Source organism: Kitasatospora sp. NPDC092948 (assembly GCF_044754805.1).
Lineage (GTDB): Bacteria > Actinomycetota > Actinomycetes > Streptomycetales > Streptomycetaceae > Kitasatospora.
This window is the reverse complement of the sequence record NZ_JBIVPU010000003.1, coordinates 857201-881007: the sequence shown is the minus strand read 5'-3', so window position 1 is coordinate 881007 and position 23807 is coordinate 857201. Positions and strand designations below refer to the sequence as shown.

Below are 23807 nucleotides of genomic sequence, written 5' to 3'. Positions count from 1 at the left end.
CCCGCAACTCCGCGGCGTTGCGGATCTCGGCCCCCGGCCCGTCCGGGGGCCGACCGTCACCGGTCACCCTGTGTCCGGGAATGTGAGTGGCCATGCGTTGGTCTGCGCCGTTCTGCCGAGTCATGTGCTGATAGGGACGCCATAACCGAGCGTAGCGTGACCGAGTAGCTGCACAGTGCTACCGCCACTCGGGCGTCGCCCGATCCGGTGGCAGTGGCGGGCTCCCCCGGCGCGTCGCGGTCCGGGCCCCGATCGACAGTCGGGCGTCCCGCCTCCGCTGGGCCGCCGACCAGCACAGACCTCCCCCGACACATCGGAATCTTTGAGTCACACCCGTTCCCCGGTGTCGCCCACCCGGGCTCAGCCGTCTCAGCGCCGCTCTCAACTCACCTGGGGTTCCTTCCTGTTGACGGGATGCTCCGTTCGGTCGACCTTCCGTGTCCGCTGTTGTGCAGATCCGATCACTTGCGTCGCACCAACCTCCAGTGCGCTCCGTAACGCTCGACGAAGCCCAGCGAACTCAGCTCGTGCAGGTGGTGCACGGTCTCCTGCGGGGAGAGCGCGGCGTACTGGGCGAGCCGCTGCACCGGCGCGCCGTCCGCGTTCGCCGGCACCGCCTCCAGGACGCGGGCCACCGGTGGTGCCAGCACGTCGCGAGGCAGGATCGGACCGGCTCGCTCGGGTGCCAGATCGTCACCGACAGAGCCGATCAGTTCGCCCACTTCGGCACCGTTGGTGACCAGAGTCGCGGCACCACTTCTGATCAATGCGTGGACTCCAGCCGAGAGTTCGGACGTCACCTGGCCGGGGACGCCCATGGTGTGCCGGTTGAGATCCAAGGCGCGCCGCGCGGTGGAGAGCGCGCCGCTGCGCGGTGCGGCCTCCACCACGACGGTGCCTCGGGTGAGCGCCGCTATCACCCGGTTGCGCAGCACGAATCTGAACCTGGTCGGGTTCATTCCGAGCGCCAGCTCACTCACCAGCAACCCATCGCCCCCGATCCGGTCGATCAGTGCTTTGTTCCCACGCGGGTAGCAAATGTCAACTCCATTGGCCAGGACTGCGATCGTCATTCCGTTGACGGCCAGCGCTCCCATATGGGCGGCCGTGTCGACGCCGTAGGCGGCCCCGGAGACCACCACCCAGCCGCGCTCAGCCAGCTCCGACCCGAGTTGACCGGCGATGTGCCGCCCGTATGCGGTGCAGGCCCGGGATCCGACGATGGCGACCGATCTCAGAGCCAGCAGACGCAGCGACGGCAGCCGCGGCCCCGGCCGGCCTCGGATCCACAGTCCGACCGGGCGGCTGTCGCCGAGGTCGTCCAGTTGTGAGGGCCACTCGGTATCGCCCGGAATGATGAACTTCCCACCGAGCTTGGCGATTCGTTCAAGGTCGGTGGCCGGGTTGAACTTTCGCAACCTCTCCTGGTAGGCGGCGATCCGGTCCGCCCCGAGCCCCAGCCGACTCGGCGACGCTCCGTTGTAGAAGCCCTGCACCAGGCCGACCACACCCAGTCGCTGAATCGCCCGGCCGATGGCCGCGTCACCCGGTTCGATCAGCCTGGTGAGCGCCGCTCGGGCCACCCGCTCGGGCTCGGGCGGGTCCGGGGTGGTCACTGCTGCAGCCCACCGGGTGGGGCGGATTGCTCGGTGGTCACCCCGCACCGCCTCCGGACGGATGGCATGACCTGCCGCGACCGGTTCGGCCGTGCAGTGCCGGCTCGTCACGGCAATGTGGCCGGCACGAACAGCAGTTGCCGCGGTGTCCGGTGACGGCGGGCAGTGGTCGGCCGCATCCGGGCCCGGCCGGTGGAGGCCGGGCGGACCAGCTCCTCGGATCAGGTGGCGCAGCCGCTCGTGGCCGCCGTCCGGCGCAGGGCCGTTGGGCGGGCGGGGCGGGCAAGGACTGCCGGATGGATCGGGCGGGGCGGGCTCGTCCACCAAGTGCAGTGTGCCGGGCTTGGGTTGTGCGGGGCGGGCCGGACCGTGTGGGCGCTCGGTGTCACCGTCACAGGCCGGACTGCCGGGCGGCGAGGTCAGCACCGTCGACGCTGTCGCGGCGTCGGCCTGCTGCTGGGGAGCGGGAACTGCTGCGGTCACGAGGTGGTCCTCCTACGGTGACTCGACCAATGGGCGGTCGGGGCGGGGGCGTGTATCGGGCTGGCGGCCTGCACGCCGGCCGGTGCTGCCGGCCGCCAGCAAGGTGATGGGTGATCAGACCTCGGCTCCCACTTCGGCATCCGCGTCGTAGTACATGTCGGATCGGCGGTCTGTCGGTCGGGTGACGCGCTGGACTCCGGTGCGGAGGGTGAGCGCGGTCTGGACGTCGGTGCGGGTGGGGCGGGGTCGGTGGGCGAGGTCGGCGACCGTCCAGGCGACGCGGAGGATCCGGTCGAGGCCTCGTGCGGTGAGCAGGCCTCGGTCGAGGTCACGCTCGGCGTCGGTGAGTGAGCCGGGTGCGAGTTGCCAGCGCGTGCGCAGTTCGTGCCCGGGTACTTCGGCGTTCGTCCGCCACGGGGTGTCGGCGAGGCGAGCGGCGGCTCGTTCGCGGGCCTCCCTCACGCGTTCGGCGACTGTGGCCGTGCTCTCGGCCTTTCCGCCTTGCTGCATCAGCTCGGCCCTGCTGACTCCGGCCACTTGGACCTGGAGGTCGACCCGGTCCAGCAGCGGCCCGGACAATCGCGCCTGGTAGCGGTTGACCATGACGGGTGTGCATTCGCAGCCTTCTCCTCTCAACGAATAGCGGCCGCAGGGACAGGGGTTGGCGGCCAGGCAGAGCAGGAAGCGGGCGGGCAGCCGCATCGAGCCTGCGGCTCTGGCGATCATCACCTCCCCCGATTCCAGGGGTTGGCGCAGGGCGTCGAGGACCCGGACCGGGAATTCGGGTGCCTCGTCGAGGAAGAGCACGCCGCGGTGAGCGATGGAGACGGCGCCGGGTCGGGGCAGTCCCGTCCCGCCGCCCACGATGGCGGGCATGGTGGTCGAGTGGTGCGGAGCGCAGTAGGGCGGGGTGTCGATCAGCGGGCGGTCGGGTGGGAGCAGCCCGGCCACGGAGTGGATCGCGGTCACTTCGAGGGCTTCGGCCTGCGTGAGTGGTGGGAGCAGGGCGGGTAGTCGTTCCGCCAGCATGGTCTTGCCGGCTCCGGGCGGCCCTTTGAGGTACAGGTGGTGGCCGCCCGCTGCGGCGATCTCCAGGGCTTGGCGGGCTTCGTACTGCCCGGCCACGTCGGCGAGGTCGGGTCGGTGCGCATGGTCCGAGGTGACGTCCCGGACTCCGAGCCCGGGGAGCAGGAGTCCGGCGAACGAGGAGTCGGGGCGACCGGTGGACGGGTCTGGCGGTTCGTCGGGGACGGGGGCGTTGGTGAGGATGGCGATGAGTTGCCGCAGGCTTCGCACGCCGAGGACGGAGACGCCTGGGACCAACTCGGCTTCGGCGGCAGTCTGTTCGGCGACCACGATCTGGCGGTAGCCGGCGTCCGCCGCGGCGAGGACCGCGGGCAGGACACCGCGCACCGGGCGTACCCGACCGTCCAGTCCGAGCTCGCCGATGATCAGCAGGCCGTCGATCGACGCGGGGTCGAGGCGTTCGGCGGCTGCCAGGACCGCGCAGGCCACGGCCAGGTCGTACCCGCTGCCGCTCTTGGGTACGGAGGCTGGGGTGAGGCCCACGGTGAGTTTGCGCAGCGGCCACTTCTCGCCGCTGTTGGAGACCGCTGCGCGGACCCGGTCGCGGGCTTCGAGGAGGGCCTTGTCGGCGAGGCCCACCAGGCTGAAGGCTGCGAGTCCGGGTTCGAGGTCGGCCTGCACCTCGACCACGACGCCGTCCACCCCGACCAGGGCGACCGAGCAGGTACGGGCGAAGGCCATCTCACACCGCCCCGCGAAGGTGCTCGACCGCGGCGGCACCCCTGAGCGGGTTGACCACGGCGACCAGGTCGATGCGCACTCCCCCGGGCGGCGGAGGCGCCGGCCCGCCGACTGCGGCTTCGTCCAGCGGCTCGCCGCCCTCGACCCGCTCGGCTGCGGCCAGCACCAGTCGGCAGAAGTGCTCGGGCCAGCGTTCGGCGAGCCAACGCTCGGCGAGGTGGCGCAGTCGGTCGGCCTTGGTCCGGTCGATCGCCTCGGACGGCTGCTGGAAGCCCCGCTCGGACCTGGTCTTCACCTCGCACACCGCGAGGGTGTCCCCGTCCAGTGCGACGATGTCGAGCTCGCCCTCGGCGCAGCGCCAGTTGCGCTCCAGGATGCACAGCCCGCCCTCCGTGAGCCGGCGGGCAGCGACCTCCTCGCCGTAGCGTCCGAGGCCGTTGGTGGAAATCTTGTTGGGATTCTGCACGGCAATCACCTCCGGCCGGAAGGTTGCCGTCACAGCCGGGAAGTGAGCCAGTGAAATCGTCAGGCCTGTGGATAACTCGGGCCTGTGGATAACTTAGCTCGCTCGTTCGAGCGACAAAGCCAAAAATGCGCTGGACAACCGGCGAACTCAGCGACCAGTCTCGGTGGCCCGGGCATCGCCGCACCTCATCACCGTGCGGTCGCCCGGAGGGAAGGGCGCGGTCGGCCGCGCCGTTCCCCGCCCACCCCGGGCGGTCGGGCCCGGGGCGCTCCCGGGCCGGCCGTGCAGCCGCAGAACGGTCAGTTCCCGAACGCGGAGTCGTCCGAGGGCAGCTCAAGATCGCTCTTGGCCAGCTCCTCGATATTCACGTCCTTGAAAGTCAGCACGCGGACCTTCCGAACGAACCGGGCCGGTCGGTACATGTCCCAGACCCACGCATCCGCCATCGACACCTCGAAGAACACCTCGCCCTGCACCGAATGCACCTGCAGGTCGTAGTCGTTCGTCAGATAGAAACGCCGTTCGGTCTCGATCACGTACTTGAACAGGCCGACGACATCCCGGTACTCCCGGTAGAGCTTGAGCTCCATCTCGGTCTCGTACTTCTCGAGGTCTTCGGCACTCATTCCAAGCGTCCCCTCACTCGTCACGTCCACCCCATTGTGGACCACCGGGCCAGTGCTCAGAGCCGTACTGGCGGTTCTGGCGGCCCTTCCCTCAGAACCTGCTCCAACAGCGCCGCCAGTTCGCGCGGATACACGGTCTCCTCGGTGGCCCTCAACTCCGCCACCGTCCACCAACGGACGGCGAGCAACAGCGCGTGCTCGTCCGCCCCGCTCTGCCGCAGTGCCACCTCGCCCCGGCCGGTGCGGGCGAGGTGGAACCACTGTTCCTGTTCGTAGTCCCTGCCCCGGAAGGAGAACTCCACCGTGCCGTACGCAACCAGCGGTCCCCACTCCACCTCGGTCAGCCCGATCTCCTCGCCCAGCTCGCGCCGGGCTGCGTCGGCCGGGCTCTCGCCCGGCTCGATGCCGCCACCCGGGGTGATCCACCAGTCGACGCCCGGCCTGGCCGGGTCGGTTCCGTGCAGCAGCAGGACGCGCCCGTCCGGGTCGACCAGCAGCACGCGAACGGCCCTGCGACGCTCGACCACCACCTGGTTCAGCTCCGTCCTGAGGTTCTGCGCACGTCTCCGGGCCGGCCTCCGGGTGCCGCCGGCCCCCGATTCAAGCCTTCCGCCGCCCCCGCAGCATGCGACCCAGCGAAGCCGCCCAGCCCGCCGCCGAGGCGAGCACGATCAGGACCGCCCCGCCGATCGCCGTCCAGCCGGCGGGCAGCAGGGCTCCCGCCTGGTGCGCACCCGGCGCACCCAGTTCGTCGAAGGCCGTGGTGCGCCCCTCCAGCCCGGCCCGGGACAGCGGCAGAATCACCGCCTCGACCCGTGCCTTCACCCCGGAGGCCGGGACGGTGCCGGAGGCCACGTCCAGGTGGCTGCGCGAGTCCAACGAGTTCCCACGGAAGTCACCGAGCAGGAACAGCCGCCCCTCGGGCACCGTCACCGAGAACTCGGTGGTGGCCACCGTGGCCTTGGCCAGGTAGGGCTCGTTCAGCTGGTGGCCGTTGACGGTGATCCGCCCCTCGCGGTCGCCGGAGACGGTGTCACCACCGACTGCAGCCACCCGCTTGACCAGGGTGGCGTTGCCCCAGTCCGAGTCCTGGAAGACCACGATGTCGCCGCGTCCGATCGACGTCCCGTCGGCGGTGTGGGCGAGGACGGTGTCGCCGATCTCCAGGGTGGGGCTCATCGACCCGCTGGGGATCTTGTAGGGCCGGTACTGGACGGCGAGCACCGCGAAGCCGCCGACGAGCATCACGAATCCGATCGCGATCACCAGGCTCTGCACGATCGACGCCGAGCTCCGGCGGCGGGCGGGTCTGGCCTCGGTCGGCGGTGTCCGCTCCGCGACACTGGTCATCGGCTTCGCCCTCTCCTGGCGCTCACGCGCTCCGGGCGAGCGCTCGCTACCTGCCCGGGGCTCGCCGTCCTGGGCTGGACAGCACTGCGGGCCGTGGCACGTGCGAGCAGACTACTCACGAGTACCACGGCCCGCGCAAGAGTCAATCGCGGACGGTCTGCGACCGGTCAGCGACGGCGCTTGCGTACCCACCACACGCCGGGAACGGCCAGGGCCGCACCTGCCAGCGTCGGGGCGAGCGGCCCACCGGCCGCCAGACCCTTCTGGTCGAAGGTGTCGGGGACGGGCAGCGTCGCCCAGTCGCCGATCGGCCAGGCCACCACGAACGCGCGGCCGACGACGTTCCCGACCGGCACAGTGCCGCCGCCCGGCTGGTCCATGTGGAAGCGGGAGTCCAGGGAGTTTGCACGGTGGTCGCCCATCACCCAGATCCGGCCCTCCGGTACCTTCACCGGACCGAACGGCTTCCCCCCGCACGGGGTGTTGCCGGCGAAGATGTACGGCTCGTCGAGTGCGATGTTGTTCACCTTGACCGGGCCGGAGCCCTCGCACTCGACGGTGTCACCGCCGACCGCGATGACGCGCTTGATCAGGTCCTTCTCGTCGCTGGACGGCATCAGCCCGATGAAGCTGAAGACATCCTGGATCCCGCGCACGAAGGTGTTGCTGCTGCGCTGGGCGGGCTCGTCGTTCAGCCAGCCGCCCGGGTCCTTGAAGACCACGACCTCACCGCGCTCCGGCTCCGCGCCGAACCACGGGGTGAGCTTGTCCACCAGGACACGGTCACCGACCTGGAGCGTGTTCTCCATCGAACCCGACGGGATCGAGAACGCCTGGACGAAGAAGGTCTTGATCACCAACGCCAGGATCAGTGCGATGCCGACCAGGATCGGCAGTTCCTTCCAGAAGGAACGCTGCTTGGGAGCCTTCTTGGCCTTGGCCGACGCCTCCGAATCGCTCTCTTCCACCGCGTCGGACTCCTCCGCCATCAGGGCGTCACCGTCCTCTGCGTTTCGCCCCTCGGCGTTGCCCGAAGGCTCCCCGTCGGGCTCCGGAGCACCTGAGCGGGCACCGATCACCAGATCCCCCACGACATCTCCTCCCTGCTGTGCGGACGCCTGCGCGTCCGCGCTCACCAGTGCCGCACAGCGGGCACCACACTCTGCGATCGATCGAAAACCCGCCTCTGGCTTGCCCTACCCGGGCACGCCCGACACCAGGCCGGAACCGAGCACTTCAGCACTTCTCTATCACTCCCGGTCGACCAGCCCGTGTTTCCACGCGCCGACCGGACCGTCAGTCAGCCATCGGCCCGATCCCTCGGTGCGTTCCCCACCGCCGGACAACGACGGGGAGGACGCCCAACACACCCATAACGAGCGGGGGTTCCGCAGGAATCGGCCCAACGGCCGATGATCCTGCCACTCGCACCGGTACAGAGGAGAGTGAATCAGGAACACCCAGTTGACCGAAGTGGGAGATCGGCCACGCGACCACGAATGCACGACCGACCACGTTCGCCACCGGAATGGTTCCGGCGCCGGGGTTGCCCATGTGGTAGCGGGAGTCCGCAGACAGGTCGCGGTGATCCCCCATCACCCACAGTCGGCCCTGAGGGACCGTCACCTTGAAGGTGATCCGCGAGGGCACGTTGCCGGGCGCAATGTAGGGCTCGTCCAGCGGAGTGCCGTTCACGCTCAGCCGGCCCTGCGCATCGCAGCACTCCACGGTGTCACCGGCGACACCGACCACCCGCTTGATCAAGTCCCGCTCGTCCTCGGAAGGAAGGAACCCCACCGCCGAGAACACCGACTTCACGTCGTGCAGCACCGGCCCGTCCGTGGACGGCTTGCGGTTGTCCTCCAACCAGCCGCCCGGGTCCTTGAACACCACCACCTCACCGCGCTCCGGCTTCGCGCCGAACCACGGGGTGAGCTTGTCCACCACGACCCGGTCACCGACCTGCAGGGTCGGCTCCATCGAACCGGAGGGAATGACGAACACCTGGACCAGGAAAGTCTTCAACACCACGGCGATGACCAACGCCACCAGCACGATCACCGGCAGCTCACGCAGAAAGGAGCGACGGCCACGACGCGCGGCCCGCTTGGCGGTTCGCCGCCGCTCGGCGCGGCCTCTGACGGGCCCGTGGCGGTCCACCGCGTCCCGCCCACCGCCTGCGACGGCCTCCTCGGCATCGTCGGCCCGGTCAGTGCCGTCCGCTCCCTCGGCGCTGTCCACGCCCTCGGCACCGTCGGCCTGGTCGATGCCGTCCGCTCGGTCGACTCCGCCGGCGCCCTCGACTCCGGCTGCGCCCCCGACACCGTCGGCTCTGCCGGAGCCCCCGGAGCCCCCGGGGGCGGGCAGGTACACGGAGTCCGAGGATGCACGGTGCGAATCGGGAGATCGGTTCTCGGGCTGGGGCGTGCCGTCGATGGCGGCCCTGGGTCTACCGTGGCTCCCCATGGCCACCGGTCCCCTCAATCGCGGCGAATGCCGCCGGCCGGTCGAGCGAGGTCGTCCGACCGAGGGGGAACAGCAGCCAGTCGGCGCGTCCGATCACCCGGTTCACGGGCACGGTGCCGCCGCCGGGCTCGCCGAGGTGGTCCCGTGAGTCGCGGGACGCACTGCGGTGGTCGCCCATCACCCACAACTTGCCGGAAGGAACCACGATGTCGAACGGTACCGCCGACGGTGCGTCGCCGGGGAGCAGGTAGGCGCTCTCGTCCAACGGCACCCCGTTGACCCGGAGGCGGCCGTCGGAGCCGCAGCAGGTGACCCGGTCGCCGCCCACCCCGATCACCCGCTTCACGTAGACGGTGTCGCCGGCGGGGGCCAATCCGGCCTCGGTCAGCAGGCGCTTCACCCCGGACGGTTCGTCCCGGTACGGCAGAAAGGAGCCGATGCCGTCGAAGACCACCACATCGCCCCGCTGCGGGTGCCCATCGAAGGCGTAGGCGAGCTGGTTGACCAGGACCCGGTCACCCGGCTGCAAGGTCCCCTCCATCGAGCCGGACGGCACCGCGAAGGGCCGCGCGACGAAGGCGTTCACCAGCAGCAGTGTGACCACGCACACCGCACCGATCCACAGCAGGTCCCGCGACCACCGCCGCCCACCACCGACCTCGGCACCGTCGCCACCCTCGCCGTCCCCGGTGTCCTCGCCGTCCCCGGTGCTATCGGCATCGCCGGCACCCTCAGCGCCCTCGGAGCCCTTTCCGCCCTCGGAGCCCTCGGCGTTCTTGCCCGCATCCGGGTCGGCCGCGGCTGCGGCCGCAGCTACCGCATCGGCTCCGCCCGTGTCTCCGTCCCCGGAAACGAGAACGGACCGCGTCGGCGTGTCCGTACCCGTGGGTGCGGGACTGCCGTCGCGGTCCGTCGGTGGTTCGTGCGTGCTCATCGGGGGTGAGCCTATCCTCCCGGGTTAAACCGGTCGGAGGGCCTTCCCCTGTCGAGCCTGCGCGATCACGCGTCGCGCTTCTCCTTGATCTTCGCGGCCTTGCCGCGGAGGTCACGCAGGTAGTACAGCTTGGCGCGGCGGACCGCACCGCGGGTCACGACCTCGATCTTCTCGACGACCGGGGTGTGCACCGGGAAGGTGCGCTCGACGCCGACGTTGAAGCTGACCTTGCGGACGGTGAAGGTCTCACCGATGCCGGCGCCGTGACGACGGATGACAACGCCCTGGAAGACCTGGACGCGCGAGCGGTTGCCTTCGATGACTCGGACGTGCACCTTCAGGGTGTCGCCGGGGCGGAAGGCGGGGATGTCGGTACGCAGCGAGGCCGCGTCGACAGCAGCGAGCTTGTTGCTCATCGTTGCTCTCCATCGCAGGCGCCACGGGCCGCCCACGGAAATTCGTCTCAACTGGGTGGTGCTGCGGGCCGCTTCGGCTGACGATGAACCCCCCGTGGCGGGGGCACCGGTCCACTGGCCCCGCGAAGGGGGCCGGGCGACAGACAGCAGTCGCCTATTCTTCCACAGGCTCTACCGCAGACCGAAATCGGCCGGCGGTGTCGTCCCAGGCCAGGCCGAGGACGCTGAGTGCTTCGCGTTCCTTCTTGGTGAACGAGTCGCGCTGCCAACGGGCCACCAGGTCGGGCCGGTTGGCGAGGGTACGGGCGAAGGCCTGCTCGCGCCGCCACTGGGCGATCTTCCCGTGGTGGCCGCTGAGCAGGATTTCCGGCACCTCGCGGCCACGCCACTCGGCGGGCTTGGTGTACACCGGGCCCTCCAGCAGGTCGGCCATGGCGCCGGGGGCGAAGGAGTCGTCCCGGTGCGACTCGGCGTTGCCGAGCACCCCGGGCAGCAGCCGGGCGATCGCCTCGACCATCACCAGCACGGCGACCTCGCCTCCGGCCAGCACGTAGTCGCCGATGGAGGCTTCGACCACGGGCATCCGGGTCGCGGCTTCGTCGATGACCCGACGGTCGATGCCCTCGTAACGGGCGGGCGCGAAGGCCAGCCAGTTGCGGGCGGCCAGGTCCTGGGCGAGTTCCTGGGTGAACGGTCGACCGCTGGGGGTGGGCACCACCAGGGTCGGCACCTCACCCTCGGGGCCGGCCGCGAGGACGGTGTCCAGCGCCGCACCCCACGGTTCGGGCTTCATCACCATGCCGGGCCCACCGCCGTAGGGGGTGTCGTCCACGGTGCGGTGGATGTCGGTGGTCCACTGCCGCAGGTCGTGCAGGTGCACGTCGAGCTGACCCCGGGCCCGCGCCTTGCCGACCAGCGAGACGTTCAGCGGCTCCAAGTACTCGGGGAAGATCGTGACGACGTCGATCCGCATGTCGGTCACACCGCACCCCCGGTCGAGTCGTCCGAGTCGTCCGAGCCACTGGAGCCGTCGTCGTCCGAGTCACCAGAGCCCTCGTCGTCCGAGCCACTGGAGCCGTCGTCCTCCGAGTCACCAGAGCCGTCGTCGTCCGGGCCACCAGAGCCGTCGGAGTCCTCCGAGTCACCGGCGGCAGCCCCCTCGCCCTCGCGCGACGAGGCGACCACCGCGTCGGCAGGGTCGATCAGGCCGGGCGGCGGAGTGATCACGGCGCGCTGCTCGTCCAGGTCGATGATGGGGACGATCTGCTCGACGAACGGGATGAGGACCTCGGTGCCGTCGGGGCGCTGGACGGTGAGCAGGTCCTGGTACGGGAGGTGGACCACCTCGGTGAGTTCGCCGATCAGGGTGCCGTCGGTGAGGACGACGTCCAGGCCGATCAGCTGGTGGTCGTAGTACTCGTCGGGGTCCTCGGGGGCCTCGTCCGGGTCGACCTCGGCGATCAGGAAGGTGCCGCGCAGCGCCTCGGCGGCGGTGCGGTCCTTGACGCCGGCGAAGCGCAGCAGCAGACGGCCGCTGTGCACCTTGCCGGACTCGACGGTCAGCGGTCCGATGCCGGCCGGGTCGGTGAGGAGGACCGCGCCGGGTCCGAGCCGCAGTTCCGGCTCGTCGGTGCGGACCTCGACGCTGACGTCCCCTCGGATGCCGTGGGCGCGGCCGATCTTGCCGACGACGAGCTGCACGGTGATCGTTCTCCTGAGATGAGCCTGGGTGAGGCGAGCGAGGTGTGAGGTTCAAAAAACGAACAGGGCCGGAAAACGGGAAGGACCGGCCGGGACGGATGCGTCCCGGCCGGTCCGGAAACCCGGTGGTCGACCTGTCGGTTGACGTTGCCGGTCGATCGAGGAGGTCAGCGAAGGCTGTCCACGTCGACCAGGTCGACCCGGACGTTGCGACCGCCGAGGGCGCCGACCACGGTGCGCAGTGCGCGCGCCGTGCGGCCGCCCCGGCCGATCACCTTGCCGAGGTCGTCGGGGTGCACCCGCACCTCGATGGTGTGACCGCGGCGCAGGTTCCGCGAGCGGACCTGCACCTCGTCGGGGTGCTCGACGATGCCCTTCACCAGGTGGTCGAGGGCTTCCTCGATCATGCTCAGGCCTCGGTGGAAGCGGCCTCGGCCTCGTCAGCCTTGTCCGACTTCTTGGCCTTCGGGGTGATGGCGACACCGGTGGTGGCGTCCTCGAAGCCGGCGACGGCCTTGGCGAACAGGTGCGAGAAGTCCTCGACCTTGGGCTCGGCGACCTTCAGCGGCTCCGGAGCCGGCAGGCCCTTGAACTTCTGCCAGTCGCCGGTCAGCTTGAGGATGGCGAGCACCGGCTCGGTCGGCTGGGCGCCGACGGACAGCCAGTACTGGGCGCGGTCGCCGTCGACCTCGATCTTCGAGGGGTTGTAGGTCGGCTGGTAGATGCCGATCTCCTCGATCGCGCGGCCGTCACGCTTGGTGCGCGAGTCGGCGACGACGATGCGGTAGTGCGGGGAGCGGATCTTGCCCAGACGCTTCAGCTTGATCTTGACAGCCACGGGTGTGGATTCTCCTGGTTTTGACGTGGGTGAGCAGCGCTCCGCCGCGTGGGGCTGCGGCGCGAGGTGCCGTTCAAGGGACACGCCAGCCGTTAGGAGAGAGGGTCCTGCCTGGCTGCCGAGTACTCAGCTGTCCATTCTGCCACATTGTCGAGGTCCCCCCGACCGCCGCCGGTACGACAAGCGACACACCGACTGCACGCCGACCGCACGCCAAGCCCGCGCCAACCGCACACAGATCACGCGGCGGCCGGACACCGACCACACGCCCGCCGCTCCCCGAAAAGCACCCGGAGCACAACCGAGCACCCGGAGCACCCGGAGTACTTGGAAGCGCCCAGAAACACTCGGAACCACACCCGGAAGCGCTCAGAAGCACCCGCGAAACACCGCGGAAAGCCTCCGCGAAAGTGTCCGGAAAAAGTTGTGTCGACCGCCCCCCGAAGGGGCCGGCCGACTCACGGCCGGCCCGCGGGCACCCCCGCCCGCGGTCCGGATCAAGCGTTCTTCAGCAGCACCGAATGTCAAGCGATCTTGAACGGCTGCTGGCAGGCGCCGCAGACGATCGAGGCCTGCGCCAGCACCGACGGGACGACGCGGACGTTGCGACCGCAGCCGCAGACCGCCTTGACCCGCACGCCGCCGCCCGAGGAACCGTGCCGGGCGGCCGGTCCGCGGAAGGCGCGGTGGTTGCCCTCGCCGGCGACGGCGAGCTGGTGCGCCCCGAGCGCGCGGTCGAGACGCTCGATGGTCTCGGCGTAGCGTTCGCGGGTCTCGTGGCCCATCGTCACCTGGGAGAACCCGCTGCTGGCGTGCGGCTCGACCGGGTGGGCCAGGCCCAGCTCGGAGGCGAGCAGCAGGAAGCGGCGGTTGTGGTAGCGCCCGGCCCGCGACGTGTCGCGGATCTCGCGGGCTGCGGCCAGGCCGTGCGCGGCCTCGTGCAGCAGGCGTTCGAAGTTGAGCCGGGTGCCGCAGGCCGACGAGGACTCGCCGATCAGCGCCTCGGGAGACGCCAGGTCGGGCAGGTCCCGGTGGTGGGCCTGGATGTCGCTCCAGGCGGCGGCCAGTTCGGCCGCAAGGACGAGGGGCTGTGTCGTGCTCACGCTGTACCAACGATGGGGAGAGAGCCGATGTTCCGCCGGACCCCGTGGTTCGGGAATTCCCAGCGAACTCTCAGGAATGCACTTCCGCACGCGAATTGTGCGGTTCCGGACTGACGCAAGACCAACCCCCTGCACGTTTGGACCCGGCGCTCTCGCCGGGGCTCTCGGCACCCGTCGCGGAGCCCAACATCCCCACGACGGACGGCCCGCGACCTGTCCGAAAATTGACAGGGCCACGGGCCGTATACCGTACCGCTTGTCAGGTACCGCCGGGAGTTGACTGGTCGGTAGTCTCAACTACCAGTATGTAAAACGGGGTTCGGGTTCCACCGGGGTCACCCCGCGGCTTCGCCGGCGCTTCCGCAGCTCACCGCGGTGATCACGCTCCGCACACGGTCCCCGGGCCGTCGGCCCGGGGACGCTCGCGGTGATCGGATCAGTACGCGCGGGCGACCAGGGCCAGGTTGCCCTCCTGGTCGTCGGCGGCCGGCACGGTGCCGTCCGCGGCAATCAGGCAGCGCACCGACACGCCCTGCTCGGCCAACTTCGCCTCGCCCTCCGGGCCGAGGTCGGCCCAGGAGATCCGGCCCCAGCCGGTGGCGGCGGCCTCGACGGCCTCGTCGATGGTCTTCACATCCGCGGTGCGGGCCTCGCGGCGCTCGCGGGACTCGCGCAGCAGCAGCGCCTGGTCCTCCTCCAGGATGCCGGGGACGATCGCGGCCAGGGAGTCGACCTGGACCGGCTCCTTGCCGCCGGCGATCCGGCGGGCCAGCATCGCGGTGCCGGCCTCCAGGTCGCGCGGGCCGACCTCGATGCGCAGCGGCACGCCCTTGAGCTCCCAGTCGACGGCGCGGCGGCCGAACGGGGTGTCGGTGCGGTCGTCGACGACCACCCGAACGCCCGCGGCCTCCAGCTGGGCGCCGATCTCGCGGACCTTGGCCAGCACCGCGTCCTCGCCCTTGATGGCCAGGACCACGACCTGGACGGCGGCCAGCCGCGGCGGAACCCGCAGGCCGTTGTCGTCGCCGTGGGACATGATCAGGCCGCCGACCATGCGGGTCGAGACGCCCCAGGAGGTCTGCCAGACGTACTCGCGCTCGGCGCCCTGGAGCTGGTAGGTGGTGTTGAAGGCCTTGGCGAAGTTCTGGCCCAGCTCGTGGCTGGTGCCCATCTGCAGGGCCTTGCCGTCACGCATCATGCCTTCGAGCGTGAGGGTGTTGATGGCGCCGGCGAAACGCTCGCGGGCGGTCTTGCGACCGAGCACCACGTCGATGCCGAGCACGTTGGTCATGAAGTCGCCGTAGACGTCCGTGTGGATCTGCGAGGCGTACGCGCGGGCGTCCTCGTAGGTGGCGTGGGCGGTGTGGCCCTCCTGCCAGAGGAACTCGGTGGTGCGCAGGAAGACGCGCGGACGCAGCTCCCAACGGACCACGTTGGCCCACTGGTTGATCAGCAGCGGCAGGTCGCGGTGGCTCTGCACCCACTTGGAGAAGTACTCGTTGATGATCGTCTCGGAGGTGGGCCGGACGACCACCGGCTCCTCGAGCTCCTTGCCGCCGCCGTGGGTGACCACCGCGAGCTCGGGGGCGAAGCCCTCCACGTGCTCGGCTTCCTTGGTCAGGTAGGACTGCGGGATGAACATCGGGAAGTACGCGTTCTGGGCGCCGGCCTTCTTGATCCGGGCGTCCATCTCCTGCTGCATCCGCTCCCACAGGCCGTAGCCGTACGGTCGGATGACCATGGTGCCCCGTACCGGACCGTTGTCGGCCAGCTCTGCCTTGTTGATGAGGTCCTGGTACCAGCGGGGGAAGTCTTCCGCCTGGGGGGTGAGAACGGGTGCCTTAGCCATGGGCCGAATGGTACGGGGCGTGACGGCCGGACCGTGAATCCGTTTACCCCACCGCGGCCCGTTGACGGGGCGGTGGCACGCCCGCGCACACCCCGGGGCGCACACCCGCAGCGCGCGGATACCTGCTCGCACCCCTCTGGACGACGGGGGCGACCCGCTGTTCGCTGAGAGGGGCCGGGGGGTGCCGGGCTGCGGCACGGGCAGCCGATTCCGAGGACCGACGTGGACCGATTGGGAGGCCGCGATGGCTTCAGCGCAGGTGACCGGCAGCACCGTGGACCGGGTCCGGGCGGACGGTCCGGTGGAGCGGTGCGGTCGGGCGCGGGACTGGGCGGAGATCCAGGAGCGCATGCTCGTCCCCCTCTACCAGGACGTCTACCGGCGGCTGGAGGTCGGCGCGGCGACCAGCCTGCTGGGGGTGGGGTGCCGGTCGGGCCTGGCGCTGCTGCTCGCCGAGGGGCGCGGCGCACAGGTCGCGGGGGTGGAGTGGAACGGCGAGCTGCGGGAGCTGGCGGCGGCCCGCGGGCTGCAGGTGGAGCCCGGCGGGAGCCTCGCCCGTGCGGCGCACTCCGTCCCCCGGCCGGCGCACTCCCTGGTGACGGTTTTCGAGCAGCCGCCGACGCCGGCACTGGTCGCCTGGTCCGCGCAGCGCACGCTCCCCGGAGGCCTGCTGGTACTCGCGGACCGGGGCCCGGCGGAGCGCTGCGGGAGCACCGCGGTGCTGGAGGTGGCGCGTCGGCACGCCCCTGCGGAGGAACCGGCCGCCGGGACGCCGCAGTCGCTGCTGCGCTCCGCGGGTCTGCGCCCCTCCGCCACCGGCCGGGTGGTCTGTCCGTTCGCGTACGCCGACCTGGACTCGGCGGTCCGCGGGCTGCTGGCCACCGGTCTGTTCGACCGGGCGGAGCAGCGGGCCGGGGCGGCGCTGGTGGCCAAGGAGTTGGAGGAGGCGCTGCATCCGTACCTGGGCCCGGACGGTTCGGTGCGGATGGTGGACGAGTTCCGCTGGGTGGCGGGCGCCCGGCCCGCGGACGCTACTCGCGGCTGATCCCGGCGGCGGCGTAGGCGGCCTCCTCGTCCAGCGTCTCGGCCTCCAGCAGGGCGGTGGCGAGGGCGTCGAGCCGGTGGCGGTGCCGGTTGAGCAGGACGATCGCCTCCTCCCAGCATTCGGCGACGATCCGGCGGGCCTCCTCGTCGACCGCGTCCAGGGTGGTGGGGGCGGCGGACAGGCCGTACGGGGACTGGCTGTCGTTGGGGATGGCGGTGACCCGGCCGACCAGGCTGCTCATGCCCCAGCGGCCGGCCATCGAGCGGGCGATGGTGGTGAGTTGTTCGAGGTCGCTCTCGGCGCCGGTGGTGACCACGCCGTACACCACCTGCTCGGCCGCCATTCCGCCGAGTGCGCCGATGATCCGGCCGCGCAGGTACGGCTCGGTGTAGGAGTAGCGGTCGGTGTCGGGGGTGGAGAGGGTGACGCCGAGGGCCCGGCCGCGCGGCACGATGGTGACCTTGCGGACGGGGTCGGCGCCGGGTTGCAGCATGCCGAGCAGGGCGTGCCCGGACTCGTGGTAGGCGGTGCGTTCGCGTTCCTGCTGGGGCATCACCAGCGGTCGCACCGCGCCGAGTTGGACCTTCTCCAGGGCCTCGGACAGGTTCTCCTGGTTGACCGCGTCCTGCTGGCGTTTGACCGCCAGCAGCGCGGCCTCGTTGACCAGGTTGGCCAGGTCGGCGCCGGTCATGCCGGGGGTGGTGCGGGCGACGGCGTCCAGGTCGGTGCCCTCGGCCAGCGGGACTTCGCGGCTGTGGATCCGCAGGATCTGTTCGCGGCCGGTCCGGTCGGGCGGGCTGACGGTGATCCGCCGGTCGAAGCGGCCGGGGCGCAGCAGGGCGGGGTCGAGGATCTCGGCCCGGTTGGTCGCGGCGATCACGATCACGCCCTCGGAGCCGGTGAAGCCGTCCATCTCGGTGAGGATCTGGTTGAGCGTCTGTTCGCGTTCGTCGTGGCCGCCCATGCCGCCACCGCCGCCGCGCTGGCGGCCGATGGTGTCGATCTCGTCGATGAAGATGATCGCGGGGGCGACCTTGCGGGCCTCGGCGAACAGGTCGCGGACCCGGCTGGCGCCGACGCCGACGATCATCTCGATGAACTCGGACGCCGAGGCGGAGAAGAACGGGACGTCCGCCTCGCCGGCCACCGCGCGGGCCAGCAGGGTCTTGCCGGTGCCGGGCGGGCCGGAGAGCAGGACGCCGCGCGGCATCTTCGCGCCCAGCCGACGGTAGGCCTGGGGGTTCTTCAGGAAGTCGACGACCTCGCTGAGTTCGGCCTCCACCTCGTCGATGCCCGCCACGTCCTGGAAGGTGGTGCGCCGGCCCTGGCTGGTGTCCACCGGCTTGGGCGGGGCCTTGCGACCGAGCGCGCCGCCGCCCAGGCCGCCGGCCATCCGGCGGGCCAGGAACACCCAGACCGCGATCAGCAGCAGCATCGGGGCGAGCGAGATCAGCAGGTTGGCCAGGAAGCTGCGCTGCTGCACCACCGGGCGGGCGGTCACCTCGACGTTGTGCGACTGGAGGGTGTCCCAGAGCGGGTCGGTGGCGAACGCCGGTCGCTGGGTGGTGAATTCGGTGTAGTCGCCCTTGCCGCCGTCCGGCTTGGGCTGCTTGTTCCGCAGGGTGCCCTCGATGGCATCGCCCTTGGAGTAGATCTTGGTGATGTTGTCGCTGTTGAGCTGCTTGCTGAACTCGGTGTACGAGACGGTGGTGGACCCGCCGCCGCCGAAGAAGCTCAGCAGCAGGTCCGACAGCAGGAACACCACCAGGGCGGTGAGGATCAGGCCCGTCCAGCCGCCCGGCATCTTCCGCTTCGGCGGAGCGGGGGGCGGTGCCCCCTCGGACCGCCAGGGCTGGTCGGGGGTCTGACGCGGCGGCACGGGGTTGCTCACCCGTCGGACAATACGGACATTCCGTCCGACGATCGGTGCGCAACGCCGCGACGCGAATCAGCGCACGGGGGTCGGCCACTCCTCCGCCGTCAGCGCGAACCGCTCGTGGTCGCGCCACGCGTTCTGCAGGAACAGCATCCGCGGCGTGAACCCCTCGTGCCGGAAACCCAGCCGACGCGCCATCGCCACCGAACGCTCGTTGTCCGGCTGCACGTTGATCTCCAGCCGGTGCAGCCCCAGCCCGCCCTGCTCGATCGGCGTGAAGCACCGGTCCACCACCAGCCGCATGCCCTCCGACATCCGCCCCGTCCCTTCGAACGGCACGTACGAGTCGTAGCCCAGCACGCCGTTGCAGTACCGGGCCATCACGATGTTCGCCACATTGCACTTGCCGACCATGCCGCCGGTCTCCCGGTCGAACATCAGGAACGTCCGCAGCGCCGATCCCTGACGGTTCAACAGCTCCGGCAGCACGTCCGGCTCCACCGGATTCCACCGCCCGATGTGCTCGGCGGAACGCCGCACGGCCTCGGCATAGGGGACGGCGTCATCGGGGCGAGGGGCTCGGATCGTTACGCGCATGCCAGCCATCATCGCGCAAGGGGTCCGCGAACAGGGGGCGAACCCAGGTGGGCGCCAACGCAGATGGGCCGGGGTACCCCCGGGCGAAGCCCAGGGGGCGGAACGGCGCGGAGGGGAACGCACCACGTCCGCAAGATCGCGACGCAGGCCGATGACCTGAACGTGATCGCGACCTTGCGGACGTGGTCTGCGCCTGTCGCGCAGTTCCTGCTCTCGCGCCCGCCTGCCTTACAGCAGGTCCTTGAACTCCTTGGGCAGCTCGAAGTCCGACGGGCCCTTCCCCGCCGGCAGGCCGAACGCGTCGCCGCCCTGGCCGCCCGGCCCGAGGGCCTTGCGCTCCGCCGCGGCCGCCTCCTCCTGGGCCCGCTTCAGCGGGTTGCCGCTCTTGCGCTTGCCCTTGGCGACCGGCGCCTTCTTGCCGGAGCGCTTGCCGCCGCCGCCCATGCCGGGGATGCCGGGCATGCCGGGGATTCCCTTGCCGGAGGCCATCGCGGACATCATCTTGCGGGCGTCGAAGAACCGCTCGACCAGGCTGGAGACCTCGCCGACCTGGACGCCGGCGCCCTTGGCGATGCGCAGCCGGCGCGAGCCGTTGATCAGCTTCGGGTCGGTGCGCTCGGCCGGGGTCATCGACTTGATGATCGCGCCGACGCGGTTGACGTCCTTGTCGTCGATGTTGTTGATCTGGTCCCGGATCTGGCCCATGCCGGGAAGCATGCCGAGCAGCTTGGAGATCGAGCCCATCTTCTGGACCTGCTCCAGCTGCGACAGGAAGTCGTCGAGCGTGAACTCCTTGCCGCCGCCCTGCAGCTTGGCGGCCATCTTCTCGGCCTCGGCCTGCGAGAAGGTCTGCTCGGCCTTCTCGATCAGCGAGAGGACGTCACCCATGCCGAGGATGCGCGAGGCCATCCGGTCGGGGTGGAAGGCGTCGAAGTCGTCGACCTTCTCGCCGTTGGAGGCGAACATGATCTGACGGCCGGTCACGTGCGCGACGGAGAGCGCGGCGCCGCCGCGGGCGTCGCCGTCGAGCTTGGAGAGCACCACGCCGGTGAAGTCGACGCCTTCGAGGAAGGCCTGCGCGGTGGTGACCGCGTCCTGGCCGACCATGGCGTCGACCACGAACAGGACCTCGTCCGGGTCGACCGCGGCGCGGATGTCCGCGGCCTGCTGCATCAGTTCGGCGTCGATGCCGAGGCGGCCGGCGGTGTCGACGATGACAACGTCGTACTGCTTCTGCTTGGCGTACTCGATGGAGTCGCGGGCGACCTGCACCGGGTCGCCGACGCCATTGCCCGGCTGCGGGCCGTAGAACGCGACGCCCGCGCGCTCGGCGACCACCTGGAGCTGGTTGACGGCGTTGGGGCGCTGGAGGTCGCAGGCGACCAGCAGCGGGGTGTGCTTCTGGGCCTTCAGCCAGTGGCCGAGCTTTCCGGCCAGGGTGGTCTTACCGGCACCCTGGAGACCGGCCAGCATGATCACCGTCGGGCCGGTCTTGGCGTACCGCAGGCGGCGGGTCTCGCCGCCGAGGATGCCGATGAGCTCCTCGTTGACGATCTTGATGATCTGCTGGGCGGGGTTCAGCGCGCCGGAGACCTCGGAGCCGAGGGCGCGCTCCTTGACCTGCTTGATGAAGGCGCGGACCACGGGAAGCGCGACGTCCGCCTCCAGCAGCGCGATCCGGATCTCCCGGGCGGTGGCATCGATGTCCGCCTCGCTGAGGCGGCCCTTGCCCCGGAGGTTCTTGAACGTCGCTGCGAGGCGATCGGAAAGAGTGTCGAACACGTCGGTCGCGGGTCCCTTGCGGCATCGGTTGTGAGTACGGTCGTCGCCCCCCAGGGTATCCGGCCGCTCGACCGGGCGGTCCCGTCAGGCCCGGTGGACTCCTTCGGGGCCCGCTCGCCGCCACGCCGGATGTCCTCCACGGCCGGCTTCGGGCGCCGGTCCAGCCACTCGGCCGGCGATCGTCCGCCCGGCCGACGGATCGGCCGGGCGACCACCGGCATCGCCAGCGACCCGGCAGCCGACCAGCGCGTACGCGTTCACCCGGCGGTGCGGCAGGTGGATGATCGCCCGGCCGTTCTGCCCGTGGACCGGGTACCGCGGCGGCTCGGCGCCCCGGCGACTCGGGCCTGGCCGGAGCGGCAGGCGCGGGCACCTCCCGAGCTGCGTGCGGACGCGTGACGCAGTCACCCTGCGGCGCTGTCGTCACCCGGTCGGCGCAGCGCCCGCTGCACCCGCTCGGCCAGGGCCCGCGCGGCGTCCGGTGCCAGGGGGCGGCCGGCCCCGTCCGTCAGGTAGAAGGCGTCCACGGCGTCCGCCCCCAGCGTGCTGACGTGGGCGGTCCGCACCCGGGCGCCGGCCGCGTCCAGCGCCCGTCCGATCCGGTGGAGCAGTCCCGGGGCGTCGTGCGCCCGCACCTCCAGCACCGTCGCGGTGGCCGAGGCGCCGCCGGGGGCCACCGTCACCACCGGTGGCGGCGGGGTGATCCCGGGCCGGCGCGGGGCGGCCGCGTCCCGCTCGGCGAGTCGGCGGCCCGGGTCCAACGAACCGTCCAGCGCCCGCCGCAGGTCGGCGCGCAGGCGTGCGGCCGACGGGACCTCGCCGAACGCGGCCGCCACCCGCCAGCGCAGCAGCAGGACCGGTCCGGCCCCGATCGGGTCCAGCTCGCCCAGGGTGAGCGACCGCACGGTGAGCCGGTTCAGCGCCAGTACTCCGGCGACGGTGCCGAGCAGCCCGGGCCGCTCCGGCACGGCCAGCGACAACTCGGCCCCCGCCGGCCCGCCCGGCTCCCCCGTCGCGGCGCGCAGCTCCAGCACCGGCTCCCCGGTGCGGGCCGCCCGCACAGCCAGGCGTTCCTCGTCCGCGTCGGCCGGCGCGGCGGGCGGCGCGGGCGGCGTACCGGCCAGCGCCGCGGCCGACCTGCGGACCAGCCCCGCCACCAGCGAGGCCCGCCAGGCGCTCCACGCGGCCGGCCCGGTGGCCAGCGCGTCCGCCTCGGTGAGCGCGTGCAGCAGTTCCAGCACGGGCGCGCTGCCGACCGCCCCGGTGATCAGCGCCGGCGTGGCCGGGTCGTCCGGGTCCCGCCGGGTGGCGGTCTCCACCAGGGTGAGGTGGTGCCGGACCAGCAGCGCCAGGGTGTCGGTGTCCGCGCGGTCGAAGCCCATCCGGACGGCCACCGCACGGGCGACCCCCTCGCCGGCCCGTGCGTGATCGACCGCCCCACCGACCGGCGCGTGGTCAACGACCCCACCGACCGGCGTGTGTTCGCCGGGACCGCCCTTGCCCAGGTCGTGCAGCAGGGCCGCGACCAGCAGCAGGTCGGGCCGGGCCACCCGGCGGGTCAGCGCGGACGCCCGGACGGCTGTCTCCACCAGGTGCCGGTCCACCGTCCAGGTGTGCACCGGGTTGCGCTGCGGGCGGCAGCGCACCCGCTCCCACTCCGGGAGCAGTCGGACGATCAGCCCGGCCGAGTCCAGCGCCTCCCAGACCGGGAGGCAGGCCCGGCCCGCGCCGAGCAGGGTGACCAGCTGCTCCCGCGCCTCGGCGGGCCACGGCACCGGCAGCGCCGGGCACTCGGCGGCCAGTCGACGCACCGTGGCCTGCGAGATCGGCAGCCCGTGCTGGGCGGCTGCGGCGGCCGCCCGCAGCGGCAGCACCGGGTCGTCGGCCGGGCGGGCGGCCCGGGCCAGCACCGCCTCGCCGTCCTGCGCCACCACCCCGTCGGCCAGCGGCTCGCGCACCGCGCCCGTCCGGTCGGGCCTGCCGAACGGACGGCGCAGCAGCGGCCGGCGGCGGGCGGCCAGCAGCCGGTCGACGGCCCGCCAGGTGACGTCGCCCGCGTAGGCGACGGTCCGGGCGGCCCGGTAGACCTCGCGGAGCAGGGCGTCGGCGTCCGGCAGCCCGAGCAGGGCCGCCGCCCGGTCCTGGTCCTGGAGGTTGAGCCGGTCGGCGGCCCGGCCGGTGGCCAGGTGCAGCGCGTCGCGCACGTCGGCGAGCCGCTGCCGGGCGGCGGCCAGTCCTTCCCTGGGGGCGTCGGCCAGCCAGGTGGCGGCGACCGCGTCCAGGTCGACCGCGTCCCGCAGGCCGCCCCTGGCCTCCTTGAGGTCCGGCTCCAGCAGGAAGGACAGCTCGCCGTGGCGCTCGGCCCTGGCCAGGCCCAGCTCGCGCAGTTCGGGCAGCCGGCGGGCGGCGCCGGTCCGCCAGTCGGCCAGCACGGCGGTGCGCAGCGCGGCGGTGAGATCGGGCTCGCCGGCCAGGTGCCGGGCGTCCAGCAGGCCGAGCTGGGCCCGGAGGTCGGCGGCGGCCACGGCGCGGGCCTCGGCGAGTCGGCGCACCGAGTGGTCCAGCGCGACTCCGCTGTCCCAGACCGGGTACCAGAGCCGGTCCGCCAGTTCGGTGACGGCCTTCCCGCTGCCGGCGCCGTCGTGCAGCAGGACCAGGTCGAGGTCGCTGCCCGGGGAGAGCTCGCCGCGCCCGTAGCCGCCGACCGCGACCAGGGCGGTGCCGGGCGGCGGGTCGGCGCGCCGGAAGAGCCCTGCCAGCCAGTCGTCGGTGAGCCGGGCCAGCGCCGCCCGGCGGGCCGGGCCGGTGAGCGCCGGGTCGGCCAGCAGCGCGGCCCTGTCCCGGCGGTGCCCGGCGGGGTCCACGAGGTCCGCTGCCATGTCAACGGCCTTT

The 23807-nt window shown here is 71.7% G+C and carries 21 protein-coding genes; 1 reads left to right on the top strand and 20 read right to left on the bottom strand.

Annotated features, from left to right (window positions below):
* Window positions 1–461: 461 nt before the first annotated feature.
* The 16 genes from dprA to proS form a co-directional block, all read right to left on the bottom strand.
* Complete coding sequence (gene dprA / locus ACIQF6_RS13450) at window positions 462–1616, bottom strand: DNA-processing protein DprA (protein WP_400893820.1); 1155 nt, start codon at window positions 1614–1616, stop codon at window positions 462–464.
* A gap of 597 nt (window positions 1617–2213) precedes the next feature.
* Window positions 2214–3866: a YifB family Mg chelatase-like AAA ATPase gene (locus tag ACIQF6_RS13445; RefSeq protein ID WP_400893817.1), complete on the bottom strand. Its 1653-nt coding sequence runs from the start codon at window positions 3864–3866 to the stop codon at window positions 2214–2216.
* A gap of 1 nt (window position 3867) precedes the next feature.
* Complete coding sequence (locus ACIQF6_RS13440) at window positions 3868–4341, bottom strand: YraN family protein (protein ID WP_400893815.1); 474 nt, start codon at window positions 4339–4341, stop codon at window positions 3868–3870.
* Window positions 4342–4631: 290 nt separating this feature from the next.
* Window positions 4632–4958: a DUF2469 domain-containing protein gene (locus tag ACIQF6_RS13435; protein ID WP_030458804.1), complete on the bottom strand. Its 327-nt coding sequence runs from the start codon at window positions 4956–4958 to the stop codon at window positions 4632–4634.
* 56 nt (window positions 4959–5014) lie between these two features.
* Window positions 5015–5488, bottom strand: coding sequence for an NUDIX hydrolase (locus tag ACIQF6_RS13430; RefSeq protein ID WP_400893813.1), 474 nt, complete (start codon window positions 5486–5488; stop codon window positions 5015–5017).
* A gap of 70 nt (window positions 5489–5558) precedes the next feature.
* The gene (gene lepB, locus ACIQF6_RS13425; RefSeq protein WP_400893811.1) at window positions 5559–6308 is read right to left on the bottom strand and encodes a signal peptidase I; all 750 of its coding nucleotides are present in this window, start codon (window positions 6306–6308) and stop codon (window positions 5559–5561) included.
* Between the two features lie 167 nt (window positions 6309–6475).
* Window positions 6476–7399: a signal peptidase I gene (gene lepB / locus ACIQF6_RS13420; RefSeq protein WP_400893809.1), complete on the bottom strand. Its 924-nt coding sequence runs from the start codon at window positions 7397–7399 to the stop codon at window positions 6476–6478.
* A gap of 205 nt (window positions 7400–7604) precedes the next feature.
* A complete protein-coding gene (gene lepB, locus ACIQF6_RS13415) occupies window positions 7605–8549 on the bottom strand; it encodes a signal peptidase I (RefSeq protein WP_400893807.1) in 945 nt (314 codons plus the stop codon).
* Window positions 8550–8757: 208 nt separating this feature from the next.
* Entirely contained in the window at window positions 8758–9384 is a 627-nt protein-coding gene (lepB, locus tag ACIQF6_RS13410; RefSeq protein ID WP_400893805.1) for a signal peptidase I, read from the bottom strand.
* Between the two features lie 389 nt (window positions 9385–9773).
* Window positions 9774–10124: a 50S ribosomal protein L19 gene (rplS, locus tag ACIQF6_RS13405; RefSeq protein ID WP_030458810.1), complete on the bottom strand. Its 351-nt coding sequence runs from the start codon at window positions 10122–10124 to the stop codon at window positions 9774–9776.
* A gap of 154 nt (window positions 10125–10278) precedes the next feature.
* Window positions 10279–11097: a tRNA (guanosine(37)-N1)-methyltransferase TrmD gene (gene trmD, locus ACIQF6_RS13400; protein ID WP_400893929.1), complete on the bottom strand. Its 819-nt coding sequence runs from the start codon at window positions 11095–11097 to the stop codon at window positions 10279–10281.
* A 5-nt stretch (window positions 11098–11102) separates the two neighbouring features.
* A complete protein-coding gene (gene rimM, locus ACIQF6_RS13395; RefSeq protein ID WP_400893802.1) occupies window positions 11103–11825 on the bottom strand; it encodes a ribosome maturation factor RimM in 723 nt (240 codons plus the stop codon).
* Between the two features lie 167 nt (window positions 11826–11992).
* Window positions 11993–12232 (bottom strand): RNA-binding protein, encoded by a 240-nt coding sequence (locus ACIQF6_RS13390; RefSeq protein ID WP_014138265.1) that lies wholly within the window; start codon window positions 12230–12232, stop codon window positions 11993–11995.
* 2 nt (window positions 12233–12234) lie between these two features.
* Window positions 12235–12663, bottom strand: coding sequence for a 30S ribosomal protein S16 (gene rpsP, locus ACIQF6_RS13385; RefSeq protein ID WP_043916170.1), 429 nt, complete (start codon window positions 12661–12663; stop codon window positions 12235–12237).
* A gap of 524 nt (window positions 12664–13187) precedes the next feature.
* Entirely contained in the window at window positions 13188–13766 is a 579-nt protein-coding gene (locus ACIQF6_RS13380) for a hypothetical protein (RefSeq protein ID WP_043916169.1), read from the bottom strand.
* A gap of 436 nt (window positions 13767–14202) precedes the next feature.
* Window positions 14203–15615, bottom strand: coding sequence for a proline--tRNA ligase (proS, locus tag ACIQF6_RS13375; protein ID WP_400893799.1), 1413 nt, complete (start codon window positions 15613–15615; stop codon window positions 14203–14205).
* A 244-nt stretch (window positions 15616–15859) separates the two neighbouring features.
* On the opposite strand from proS, the gene ACIQF6_RS13370 reads away from it, so the two are divergent.
* On the top strand, window positions 15860–16660 hold the full coding sequence (locus ACIQF6_RS13370; RefSeq protein ID WP_400893797.1) for an SAM-dependent methyltransferase: 801 nt from the start codon (window positions 15860–15862) through the stop codon (window positions 16658–16660).
* Here the strand turns inward: ACIQF6_RS13370 and ftsH are convergent.
* The 4 genes from ftsH to ACIQF6_RS13350 form a co-directional block, all read right to left on the bottom strand.
* Window positions 16647–18551, bottom strand: a complete 1905-nt coding sequence (gene ftsH, locus ACIQF6_RS13365; protein ID WP_400893795.1) for an ATP-dependent zinc metalloprotease FtsH — start codon at window positions 18549–18551, stop codon at window positions 16647–16649. The two genes, ACIQF6_RS13370 and ftsH, sit on opposite strands and share 14 nt — an antisense overlap.
* Window positions 18552–18608: 57 nt before the next feature.
* A complete protein-coding gene (locus ACIQF6_RS13360) occupies window positions 18609–19133 on the bottom strand; it encodes a GNAT family N-acetyltransferase (protein WP_400893793.1) in 525 nt (174 codons plus the stop codon).
* A 228-nt stretch (window positions 19134–19361) separates the two neighbouring features.
* Window positions 19362–20915 (bottom strand): signal recognition particle protein, encoded by a 1554-nt coding sequence (gene ffh, locus ACIQF6_RS13355; RefSeq protein ID WP_400893790.1) that lies wholly within the window; start codon window positions 20913–20915, stop codon window positions 19362–19364.
* 404 nt (window positions 20916–21319) lie between these two features.
* On the bottom strand, window positions 21320–23794 hold the full coding sequence (locus ACIQF6_RS13350; protein WP_400893788.1) for a [protein-PII] uridylyltransferase: 2475 nt from the start codon (window positions 23792–23794) through the stop codon (window positions 21320–21322).
* Window positions 23795–23807: the final 13 nt, after the last annotated feature.

Excerpts from the sequence above, each read along its gene's own strand:
- ACIQF6_RS13445 (WP_400893817.1), bottom strand. The coding sequence starts at position 3,866 with ATGGCCTTCGCCCGTACCTGCTCGGTCGCCCTGGTCGGGGTGGACGGC.
- ACIQF6_RS13435 (WP_030458804.1), bottom strand. The coding sequence starts at position 4,958 with ATGAGTGCCGAAGACCTCGAGAAGTACGAGACCGAGATGGAGCTCAAG.
- lepB (WP_400893811.1), bottom strand. The coding sequence starts at position 6,308 with ATGACCAGTGTCGCGGAGCGGACACCGCCGACCGAGGCCAGACCCGCC.
- rplS (WP_030458810.1), bottom strand. The coding sequence starts at position 10,124 with ATGAGCAACAAGCTCGCTGCTGTCGACGCGGCCTCGCTGCGTACCGAC.
- trmD (WP_400893929.1), bottom strand. The coding sequence starts at position 11,097 with ATGCGGATCGACGTCGTCACGATCTTCCCCGAGTACTTGGAGCCGCTG.
- ACIQF6_RS13390 (WP_014138265.1), bottom strand. The coding sequence starts at position 12,232 with ATGATCGAGGAAGCCCTCGACCACCTGGTGAAGGGCATCGTCGAGCAC.
- proS (WP_400893799.1), bottom strand. The coding sequence starts at position 15,615 with ATGGCTAAGGCACCCGTTCTCACCCCCCAGGCGGAAGACTTCCCCCGC.
- ACIQF6_RS13370 (WP_400893797.1), top strand. The coding sequence starts at position 15,860 with ATGGCTTCAGCGCAGGTGACCGGCAGCACCGTGGACCGGGTCCGGGCG.
- ACIQF6_RS13360 (WP_400893793.1), bottom strand. The coding sequence starts at position 19,133 with ATGCGCGTAACGATCCGAGCCCCTCGCCCCGATGACGCCGTCCCCTAT.
- ACIQF6_RS13350 (WP_400893788.1), bottom strand. The coding sequence starts at position 23,794 with ATGGCAGCGGACCTCGTGGACCCCGCCGGGCACCGCCGGGACAGGGCC.